We start from the raw sequence: 10993 nt of genomic DNA on the forward strand, positions 1-10993 counted from the left end.
ACTAATAATGGTTTAAAATAAATAAAAATTGTAATTTTAAACGTTAATAAAACGAACTTAGGCAATGGCAAAGGTGAAAACAGCATATTTCTGTCAAAATTGTGGGCATGAAGCACCAAAATGGTTAGGACGCTGTCCTTCTTGTAGCGAATGGAACACCTTCGTTGAAGAGGTGATAACAAAAGGAAAGAAGGAAGTTACCGTCTTTTCTAAAAGCAGTAAACGTACCTCTAAACCTCAGGCGATTCATGAAATAGAAGAAATTCCACAACAGCGTTTACAAATGGTGGACCGGGAATTGAACCGCGTTTTAGGTGATGGTTTGGTGCCGGGTTCGTTGACTTTATTCGGTGGAGAACCTGGAATTGGAAAATCCACTTTGATGCTACAGATGGCTATGCAAGAAACGAAGCACAAAATTTTATATGTTTCGGGTGAGGAAAGTGATCAGCAAATAAAAATGCGCGCCAGTAGAATTGGAGAACTGAATGAGAATTGTTTTTTGTTGACAGAAACACAATTGGAAAGCATTTTTAAACATGCCGAAAACTTGCAACCTACCATGTTGGTGATTGACTCTATTCAAACCATTCACAGCGAAAATATCGAAAGTTCACCTGGGAGTATTTCACAAATTAGAGAATGCACCGCTCAATTGTTGCGTTTTGCCAAACAAACTGAAACTCCTGTGTTTTTAATAGGACATATAACCAAAGAAGGTTCGTTAGCTGGACCAAAAGTATTGGAGCACATGGTCGATACAGTTTTACAATTTGAAGGTGATAGAAATCATGTGTATCGTTTATTAAGAAGCATAAAAAATCGTTTTGGCTCTACGAACGAACTCGGAATTTACGAAATGCTTGGCAATGGATTAAGACAAGTGGACAATCCATCAGAGATATTGATTTCTAACAATCAAGACGATCTTTCAGGAAGTGCTATTGCAGCAACTTTGGAAGGCTTGCGCCCGATGTTGATTGAAGTGCAGGCGCTAGTGAGCACAGCAGCTTATGGAACACCACAGCGCAGTGCCACAGGATTTGATTTGCGTCGTTTAAATATGTTGCTTGCTGTAATGGAAAAAAGATGTGGTTTTAAGCTAGGTGCAAAAGACGTGTTCTTAAACATTGCCGGAGGAATTAAAGTGAGTGACCCCGGAATTGATTTAGCGGTAGTCGCTTCCATTTTATCTTCCAATGCCGATATCGCTATTAAAAAGAACATTAGTCTTTCAGCTGAAGTAGGATTGTCTGGTGAAATTCGTCCGGTAAATCGCGTAGATCAGCGTATTTCTGAGGCAGAAAAACTGGGCTTTGATAAAATCATAATTTCAAAAGACAATAAAGGGATTAAACAATCCGATTTTAAAATTGAAATTGTGGGTTGTTCAAGGATTGAAGAAGTGTTGAGAGAATTATTTGGATAGTATAAATCTCATTCTCCAAACCAACTAAAATAGGTGCGACAAAGGAAAAAGCCATCTTCGTTTTCTTCCAAGGGATAAAAATCTAAATACAATCCATGGCCACGACCTGTTTCCGTACTGAATTTGTAATTGTGAACAGGACACATTACACGCTCATTTTCAATCGTACATCCTTGCATTTTTTGTCCTTGGTGTGGACATTTATTGATGAATGCATAAATCTCTTTCTCTTTTTTTACAAAAAGCACCTCTCCGAAAGGAAAGTTTTTAGCCAATTCATTGGTGGCTGGAAAATCATGTAGAAATGCTTCACGAGAATCTGCTAATCGGTATTTTTTGGTTTTATCGGAGAACATAGAAATGAAAGTTACGAAAAAAGTGATAGGTTAGCAAAAAGCAATTTATGTTAATACAAAAATCCAAACAACCACAAAGGTATGTTATTTCCAGATGAGAATGCGACATCATCTTTTACAATAAAAGCATTTTCAATTTCTTTTATCTGCTTTTGTGATTTGTTTTTTCCACCTACTTCAAAGGTGTATTTATTTCCAACGAAGAAGTCTCCTTTTTTAGGTAACTCAATTGAATTAATCTGGTTAACCTGAGAATAAAAGAAAGTTTCTCGTACATTTCCAATGTTTGATTTATCTTCCGCTAAAGTGTGAATTAAGGCGGTATTATTTAGGTAGATTTTGTCTGGCTTTTGAAGTGTGGAAGTACTTTTTCCAGCTGTATAAACGAGTGAAATCAACTTTGCTTTTTCAAGAAAGAATAAATAGTTGTTTAAGGTGTTTCTATGAATCCCCGTTTGTTCAGCGAGCTTTGAAATATTTGGTGAAAAAGGAACTTGTTGTGCAATTACGTAAAGTAATTGCAGCATTTTATGAGCATTCCTAATGTCAAAGTCTTTTAATTCTGCCATATCGGATTCAACCACTGTACGAATGAGCTGATTCATCCTGTATTGACTTGTAAGTGGTTCTTCTAATAGGAATGGATAATAGCCTAATTGCAAATACTCTTTGAAATTAGCTAAGGGTTTGAATTCACTTGGGAAAACAGAGTAAATTGAGTCGTTTTTTGAGACGATTTCTTCAAGGCTTAATTTTGGTAGATTGATGTCGTAATGCATAGCAAGAAACTCTCTATACGAAAGCCCAGGTAGTTCATAAATTACCGCTCTTCTGCTTAAATCTGCTTCTTGTTTGCTGATGTCAATAATCGAGGAACCAGTAAAAATAATTTTAAGTTCGGGATAAAAATCATATATATTTTTAATGACTTGAGACCAATTCGGATATTTATGTACTTCATCAAGGATAACTATCTCTCCACCTTTTTCATGGAAATTAACAAGAAGAGTTTTTAAATCATTTTGAGAAAAATAAATATCATCCAAAGATATGTAGACGGCTTTGTTGGGAGCAAGTTTTTGCGCCTTCAACCATTGGAGTAATAAGGTTGTTTTTCCAGTTCCTCGTGCTCCTTTAATACCAATTAAACGTGATTCCCAATGTATTTCATCAAATAGAAAACGTCTAAATATTGGAAACTTTTGACGTATTAAAGCCTGATACTGTGTTATTAATTCTTCCATTTTGCACTTCTTATTATGCAAATATACTAAATGTTGCACATCAAGATATGCATATTTTGTTAAATAATGCACTTCTTGATGTGCAAAAGCAACAAAAGCTCTTCTATAATTATAATCTTAAATGTTTATCCGTTACTTTATCCAATAAATAGTGTTCTAAAAATCAATATTATTTTCTTGACAAGATCCTTCGGAAAACAACAAGAAACAAGTTTTTTGTTTTTTACCATCAGGATGACAACCACTTTATAGACTCCTCTTATATTAGCTGTCATCCTGATGGAGTGAAACTCCGAAGGATCTTTTAATTTTTCACAAATAGAATATTATCTTAGGGAAACAACCGGACAAGCAATTAATCTCAACTTCTAATAACTCAAATTAGAAGCCAACCATTTCTCCATTTCTTCAACACTTTTTCCTTTTCTTTTCGCCAAACTTTCCACCTGATCTTTTGCTATCTTTCCAACGCCAAAATACTTTGCCTCGGGATGTCCAAAATACCAACCCGCAACTGCTGCTGTTGGATACATGGCCATGTGTTCGGTCAATTCTACAGTGGTGTGTTCTGTGGCATTTAAGATTTTAAATAATCCTGGTTTTTCCGTGTGATCTGGACAGGCAGGATAACCCGGTGCAGGACGAATTCCTTTGTATTTCTCTCTGATTAATGCTTCGTTGTCTAAATCTTCATCTGGTGAATAACCCCAAAACTCTTTTCTTACTCGGGCGTGTAACAATTCAGCAAAAGATTCTGCCAAACGATCGGCTAAAGCTTGTAGCATAATAGCGTTGTAATCATCATGATCATCTTTAAATCGCTTGATGTGTTCATCTATTCCAATACCCGAAGTAACCACAAATCCACCGATGTAATCTTTAATACCGCTTTCTTTAGGTGCAATAAAATCAGCTAAAGCCAAATTGTGTGCTTTTTTCGATTTTTTCAATTGCGAACGCATCGAATGTTGGACATGCAAAACTTCTGTGCGCGATTCATCAGTGTAAATCTCTATGTCGTCATCGTTGATGGAATTGGCCGGAAATAATCCGTAAACTCCTTTGGCGGTTAACCATTTTTCTTCAATGATGGTTTTTAGTAATTCTTGCGCTTCTTCATAAAGTTTAGTCGCCGATTCGCCAACGACTTCATCTTCTAATATTTTTGGAAATCTGCCTGCCAGTTCCCAAGCTTGGAAAAAGGGTGTCCAGTCGGTGTATTCTAAAATTTCTTCTAAACTGTAATCTTCAAAATTAAAAACCCCAAGTTGATTAGGTACCTTGATGTCGCTTTGTTTCCATTCAATTGGGAATTTATTAGCTCTTGCTTCTTCCAAAGGAATGTATGTTTTGCGCGATTTACTTTTGAGGTGATGTTCACGTAGCTTTTTGTATTCTTCTTTGATGTTAGACACAAATTCGTTGCGTTTGTTTCCTAATAAACTCTCAACAGCAGTTACCGAACGAGAAGCATCTAAAATGTGTACCGTTTGATTCTTTGTATAAAACTGTTCGATTTTTACTGCGGTATGCACGCGTGAAGTTGTTGCTCCACCTATTAATAAAGGAATATCAATATCTGCACGTTCCATTTCTTTGGCAACAGTTACCATTTCATCTAAAGAAGGCGTAATTAATCCGCTTAACCCAATGGCATCCGCATTGTTTTCTATGGCGGTTTGAATGATTTTTTCTGCTGGCACCATTACGCCTAAATCAATAACATCGTAATTATTACAACCCAAAACAACACCCACGATATTTTTCCCAATATCATGTACATCACCTTTTACGGTAGCCATTACAATTTTACCATTGGGTTTGTCGCCTTCTTGCTTATCATCTTCGATATAAGGCAATAAATAAGCAACTGCTTTTTTCATTACCCGTGCCGATTTCACTACTTGTGGTAAGAACATTTTTCCGCTTCCAAATAAATCTCCAACAATATTCATCCCATCCATCAAAGGACCTTCGATGACTTCAATCGGACGTTTATAATTGTGGCGACATTCTTCAGTATCTTCCTCAATATACTCGGTAATTCCTTTCACTAAAGCATGCGCTAATCGGTCTTTTACTGGCTGATTTCGCCAGGCCAAATCAACGACTTTTTCTTTCTTTTCTCCAGTGAAGTTTTCGGCGAAATCAAGTAGTCTTTCTGTGGCGTCTTCTCTTCTATTGAGAAGCACATCTTCGACTTTTTCGAGCAATTCTTTATCGATATCGTCATATACACCTAGCAAAGCCGGATTAACAATCCCCATGTTCATTCCTCTTTGAATGGCATGATATAAAAAGGCAGAATGCATCGCTTCTCGAACGGCATTATTTCCCCTAAAAGAAAAAGAAACGTTGGAAACTCCGCCGGAAACATTGGCACCAGGAAGGTTTTTACGTATCCATTCTGTGGCATTGAAAAAGTCTAAGGCGTTATTGCGGTGTTCCTCCATTCCCGTGGCTACAGGGAAAATATTTGGATCAAAAATGATGTCCTGCGGTGGAAAATTAACTTCCTCGACTAAAATATCGTAAGAACGTTTACAAATTTCAATTCTGCGTTCGTAATTGTCTGCCTGACCGTCTTCGTCAAAAGCCATTACAATTACAGCCGCTCCCAATCTTCTGATGGTTTTCGCTCTTTCTTTAAATAATTCTTCTCCATCTTTTAAAGAAATAGAATTGACAACACCTTTTCCTTGAACACATTTTAAGCCTGCTTCAATAATTTCCCATTTGGAAGAATCGACCATAATCGGAACACGAGCAATATCAGGTTCCGAAGCAATGAGGTTTAAGAATTTGACCATGGCTTCTTTTCCATCGATCATTCCTTCATCCATGTTCACATCGATGATTTGTGCGCCACCTTCTACTTGGTCGAGTGCCACTTCTAATGCTTCTTCGTATTTATCTTCTTTGATTAAACGCAAGAATTTCTTGGAACCCGTTACGTTGGTTCTTTCTCCAACATTAATAAAGTTAGATTCTGAAGTAACGATTAACGGCTCAAGTCCTGATAGTTTTAATGGTGGAAGTATATTTTTATTGCTCATTGTCTTATTGTTATATCATGTTCACAGCTTTTTTTACTTCACCCTTTGGAGAGGGACTAAGGGGGAGGACTGTTTAACCTACGCCATTTCTTTAATTTTTCTCACTTCATATTTCTTCACTAATTCAGCAATAACTTCAATATGCTCAGGAGTTGTTCCGCAACATCCGCCGATGATATTTACAAGTCCTTCTTTGAGAAATTCTTCAATTTGTTCACCCATTATTTCGGGTGTTTCGTCGTATTCTCCAAATTCATTGGGTAAACCTGCGTTGGGATGTGCTGAAACAAAAAACGGTGCTTTTTCGTCCATTATTTTTAGATATTGTCTCAATTCTGTTGCACCTAAAGCACAATTTAATCCAACACTAAAAACGGGCAAATGAGAAATCGAAATTAAAAAGGCTTCAGTGGTTTGTCCGGTTAAAGTTCTTCCAGAAGCGTCTGTAATTGTTCCCGAAATCATAATGGGTAAATCGGTTTTGAGCTCTTCTTGAATTACATCAATGGCGTATAAGGCTGCTTTTGCATTCAAAGTGTCAAAAATTGTTTCTACCAAAAGTAGATCAACTCCACCCTCGATGAGCGCTTTTACTTGTAAACTATAGGCTTCTACCAATTCATCGAAGGAGATTGCACGAAAAGCAGGATCGTTTACATCGGGAGAAATGGATGCTGTTCTGTTGGTAGGACCAATTGCTCCAGCAACATATCTTGGTTTATTCGGCTCTTTTGCTGTAAATTCATCGGCTACTTCTTTGGCTAACTTTGCCGATTGATAATTAATGTCATAAACTGCACTTTCTAAATCGTAGTCGGCTTGTGCAATGGTTGTTCCAGAAAATGTATTTGTTTCGCAAATATCGGCTCCTGCGGCATAATATTTTCGGTGAATCTCTTGGATGATTTCGGGTTGAGTGAGTGACAATAAATCGTTATTTCCTTTCAAAGATTTATGGTGGTCTTCAAAACCTCCTTTTCGAAAATCTTCTTCTTCCAATTTATATTGCTGAATCATTGTTCCCATTGCGCCGTCTAGCACCAAGATTCTTTCTTTAACTATTTCTCGTATATCTTCTTTAGCCATTTTCTATTTTATTTATTCGTGAATAAATTATCATTCTCCAAAGTGAATTGGATGAATTGTGCACTGCGAATAAAAAGGGTTTGGAGAAATGGGCTCGATTTAACGAGTTTCTATAGACTTATCAATCCCGATTTATACGGGAAGGATTTGGCACCGGAATTAATAATTTAAAAGGTTGCCAAGGTTTCAAAGGGCCTGTCCCTCCACCTTTCTTTATAAGCTTGTTATTTTTAATAAAAGAACTGCTCAAATGTAAGAACTAATTTAGAGATAGAAAAGCAGAAGAATATTTTTATTATTGAATAATTAGCTTTTGAGTTGAATTGAACTCAGGAATATTAATAAAATAAACTCCTGGTCTAAAATTTTCAACATTAATTTTATGCTGTGTTTCGGCTATAGAAATGTGTATAGATTTCATTAGCTTACCTGATAAATCATGGATTTGAATATTTCCTGCAATGGGAGTATTCCAGATTACATTAACAATATCATTTGTGGGATTAGGATAAACCTTAAATTCTGTGGACATTTTTTGTACTTTATTCATCCCTGCAAAAAACGAGGTGTCTAGCTTCGGAAGCATGATATAGTTGGGATGATTATCATTAAAGTCATAAGTAATTTCCGAGTTTTGAGGTGTTAAGCTTTGTCCTTGGTAAATGTAAGGATCAGTATCACCAGGCGACCATCTAAAAAACTCTTGATCCGCATTGGGTAAATGTGGATTACTTTGATATTTCGGATAGTTTGAACTACTCAACAAGAACTTTATTTGATGGTCTTTCCCAAATGTATGTCCTAAAGGCAGTAAATTAAACTCAAAATAATAGTAGGTATCATTATCAATATTGGAAAGTAGTATGGTTTCATTGGTGTTATTTTGCACAATAGATTTAGCATACGCTCTAGATTTAGCATTAACAACACCTTCCGTAATTAGCATTTCTCTACCATCAGGATAAACATCAAGAATTCTAATCATAATATCAAAGTCAGTTTTGGCTGTTGCATATGTTGTAGTATGCCCTTTTGCATAAATTCCTGCTTTTGGAAATCCAACATAAGTCAATGTGTCTGCCAAAGGTTCTGTTATAAACCCAAGAACATCCGCCCTATCCATGGTTAAGGTTTTATAATTTGAATTTGATAAATCCATTGAACCTTGAGATTTTTTACTACCTCCAGGAACGGATGGAATCATATTATTGCCACCAACTGTAATCACAGGATTATGTGGATCGGCAATATAACTTAATGTTCCTTCATGAGAATTTGGCATACTTTCGTCTGCAGTTAGATCTTGATGTAGGTAATAGTAATCGTTAGTGATACCTTTCTTAAATGGCAAAGAATCAGAAGCAATCCAATAGTTCCCAACATTGCTATTTGCAGGGTCATTAGCTGGTCCTGAGATATACATACGAACATCTTTTACATTTTCAAAATGATTCATATCCGGAACTGTCAACGGTTCTGCTAAAGCTATTAATGGAACCTCAATAATCGGCAAATTAAAATTAATTATTGATGTTGATGAGCCATTATTTATTTCAATAGGAATATCACTTAATTGGGACTCTCCTGCTAAATAGTTTAAGAATTTATAGTAAGGTATTACATAATTTTCAGCAGGGATTCTGACTGAATTACTTCCAATTACTTGCCAATCGGATGATTCTGGAATAATAAAGAATGGTTCGCCGCCTAAATGGGTCCTAAACCATTTTAACAGTTCTGATTTATATAAATTATTCACCAATTCTGGATGGGTAAAGAGAGCGTCAGGATCAAAGTCCAAATCTACATTCATAATATCGTAAACATTGTCTGGATAAACCATATCTCCTACTTCTTTGGTTCCAATGGTTTGATGAGTCCAAGGTCCAATTACCAGTTTTTGACTTAAACTTGGGTTTTCTTTACGAATTCTATTAAATGTTTCTATTTGACCATTGATAAAAATATCCCACCATCCTGTTAAATGATATGCAGGTTGATTTAGGTTTTTATATCTAGAAATTGTTTCATTTGCATCTGAATATCCTAGAGCATTAACAGGAGCCATGGATGCATCAAGGTCTTTTCTGAGTGCTGAAGTTGGATGTGCTCCTGAGGGAGATGGTCCCAAATCATTTGATACAAACCAATCTATTAGATCATTTGCCAATACCATATTATCCGCATAACCATAATCTGAAGGACTGTGAATATTATTAAAAATACTACCATCAGAGCCATTTTGAGTATTGTCTACATCAGCCATTTGCCCTTTAATCCATCCATTGGCTAATGCGTTTCTATAAACACCATTGTGAAACAAAGTTGTATTGTAATGTTCATTCGTTGCTACAATTGGCATAATACATTTTAGAGGATTAGCTTCTGAGAAAGGCATATCTGATAAAGCCTGATACTGCGAATTTCCCAAAGCAGAGGCACCAAACATCCCAATTTGACCATTGCTGTAATTAATTGTATCAAGTACACCATCTAAGTTTACATCAAAAATACGGGTTGCGGAATGAGCTAGATATTTTATTGCCTGACTCCCATCATGGTGTTTTAATGCATGGTTTGGGTCTGTATTATTGGTTACATCCATCGGAATTGAAATCGAAGGATGATAGATTTCCTTAGCCCATGCATCTGAGTACATTGGAAAATATACTCCCTCGCTTTCGTACCTTCCCCTCATGTCCTGAATAGCAAATGCATATCCAAGGAAAGGGAATACTTGTCCACCAAGATCATCACTTGACCTATCATAAGGTGTACGTGTAAAAATAATGGGTAATTGATAGCTTTCGGGTGATATATTTGTTGTGTCATATATAATATATTGCGAGTTTTTCGGAATAATTTGAATTGCATAGGTTGTTCCATCAATTTCTAGTTCTGTAATAATTGAATCACGAAAAACAGGTGTAGAGATGGTGGTTGCGAGAAGTGTTCCATCACTCATCGGGACATAAATGGTGTCGGCTTTAGATAACTCTTCAATATTATCAATAGTTCCGTTGGGAATTATTTGTGTAAAAGCAACAGCATGTAAAATAAAAAATAATAGGAGTAAATAGTAGTGTTTCTTCATGGTTACTAAGTTAGATAAATCAATTATAAAACCCAAAACTTTAAGAAAGCCATTCATATTATATGATTGATTAAAAGTTTTTAAGAATATATCTTACTTTTGCGAAATGGCAAAATGGGGAACATATATGATTTTAGCTGCGTTACTTGCAATGGTTTTTCCATTTATACTCGTAGCTTTTGGTGCTGACTTAATTGCAAAAAACCCTATTTTTCCATTACTTACACTTTTTACAGGTGGGTCTGGAGTTGTACTACACATTATATATATGCTAAAAAATAATACCATTAATGGCACCGCACTATTATTATTGACATCAATAATGATGATTATTTTTGGTTATGCTTTAAATATATTAGCTATCCCAAATGCAAAGTATTTGTTACTTATAGGAACACTATTAATTGCTATTTGGATAATTATTCCGTCTAAAAATAAAAAAGAGAGGTAAACGGGCGTTCACCTCTCTAATTAACTAACACTACTACTTATGAAACTAAACTACTTCTTTTAAAACTCAGTTCTTTTATAAATATTGTGTATACTTTCTTAAATATTTGTTAATGATTTTTAGTGCGTTTGAACACTTGCTTTGATAGACTTATTCTTTTCGAGATCTGTTGGCGCATATATTTTAGGGCATAAGCCTTCTTGATAAAGAAAATAATCGAGTAGGAAGATAGGGATTAATTCCCTACCTGTCCTCTCACACCACCCTGCATACCGTT

7 protein-coding genes and 1 riboswitch are annotated in these 10993 nt (G+C 35.8%); of the genes, 2 read left to right on the forward strand and 5 right to left on the reverse strand.

The genetic code is table 11. The features are described from left to right. The first annotated feature begins 64 nt into the window (after nucleotides 1-64). On the forward strand, nucleotides 65-1429 hold the full coding sequence (gene radA, locus CW751_RS13620; protein WP_101335585.1) for a DNA repair protein RadA: 1365 nt from the start codon (nucleotides 65-67) through the stop codon (nucleotides 1427-1429). An 8-nt stretch (nucleotides 1430-1437) separates the two neighbouring features. Here the strand turns inward: radA and CW751_RS13625 are convergent, their stop codons facing one another. From CW751_RS13625 to CW751_RS13645, 5 genes are all read right to left on the reverse strand, one after another. After that, nucleotides 1438-1785 carry a Rieske (2Fe-2S) protein gene (locus CW751_RS13625; protein WP_101335586.1) on the reverse strand — a complete coding sequence of 116 codons (348 nt, stop codon included), beginning with the start codon at nucleotides 1783-1785 and terminating at the stop codon, nucleotides 1438-1440. A gap of 50 nt (nucleotides 1786-1835) precedes the next feature. After that, complete coding sequence (locus CW751_RS13630; RefSeq protein WP_101335587.1) at nucleotides 1836-3029, reverse strand: ATP-binding protein; 1194 nt, start codon at nucleotides 3027-3029, stop codon at nucleotides 1836-1838. 368 nt (nucleotides 3030-3397) lie between these two features. Beyond that, nucleotides 3398-6085 (reverse strand): methionine synthase, encoded by a 2688-nt coding sequence (metH, locus tag CW751_RS13635; RefSeq protein ID WP_101335588.1) that lies wholly within the window; start codon nucleotides 6083-6085, stop codon nucleotides 3398-3400. Nucleotides 6086-6163: 78 nt separating this feature from the next. Next, entirely contained in the window at nucleotides 6164-7171 is a 1008-nt protein-coding gene (locus CW751_RS15740; protein WP_101335589.1) for a homocysteine S-methyltransferase family protein, read from the reverse strand. A 115-nt stretch (nucleotides 7172-7286) separates the two neighbouring features. Next, a riboswitch (SAM riboswitch) is annotated at nucleotides 7287-7393 on the reverse strand. Nucleotides 7394-7466: 73 nt separating this feature from the next. After that, nucleotides 7467-10265: a CocE/NonD family hydrolase gene (locus CW751_RS13645; protein WP_165779312.1), complete on the reverse strand. Its 2799-nt coding sequence runs from the start codon at nucleotides 10263-10265 to the stop codon at nucleotides 7467-7469. Nucleotides 10266-10371: 106 nt separating this feature from the next. On the opposite strand from CW751_RS13645, the gene CW751_RS13650 reads away from it, so the two are divergent. Next, entirely contained in the window at nucleotides 10372-10716 is a 345-nt protein-coding gene (locus tag CW751_RS13650) for a hypothetical protein (protein WP_101335591.1), read from the forward strand. The last annotated feature ends 277 nt before the right edge of the window (nucleotides 10717-10993 follow it).

The sequence above is a fragment of the Brumimicrobium salinarum genome, from assembly GCF_002844555.1.
Lineage (GTDB): Bacteria > Bacteroidota > Bacteroidia > Flavobacteriales_D > Crocinitomicaceae > Brumimicrobium > Brumimicrobium salinarum.

Coding starts and splice junctions, on each gene's coding strand:
- radA (WP_101335585.1), top strand. CDS start 65: ATGGCAAAGGTGAAAACAGCATATTTCTGTCAAAATTGTGGGCATGAA.
- CW751_RS13625 (WP_101335586.1), bottom strand. CDS start 1,785: ATGTTCTCCGATAAAACCAAAAAATACCGATTAGCAGATTCTCGTGAA.
- CW751_RS13630 (WP_101335587.1), bottom strand. CDS start 3,029: ATGGAAGAATTAATAACACAGTATCAGGCTTTAATACGTCAAAAGTTT.
- metH (WP_101335588.1), bottom strand. CDS start 6,085: ATGAGCAATAAAAATATACTTCCACCATTAAAACTATCAGGACTTGAG.
- CW751_RS15740 (WP_101335589.1), bottom strand. CDS start 7,171: ATGGCTAAAGAAGATATACGAGAAATAGTTAAAGAAAGAATCTTGGTG.
- CW751_RS13645 (WP_165779312.1), bottom strand. CDS start 10,265: ATGAAGAAACACTACTATTTACTCCTATTATTTTTTATTTTACATGCT.
- CW751_RS13650 (WP_101335591.1), top strand. CDS start 10,372: ATGGCAAAATGGGGAACATATATGATTTTAGCTGCGTTACTTGCAATG.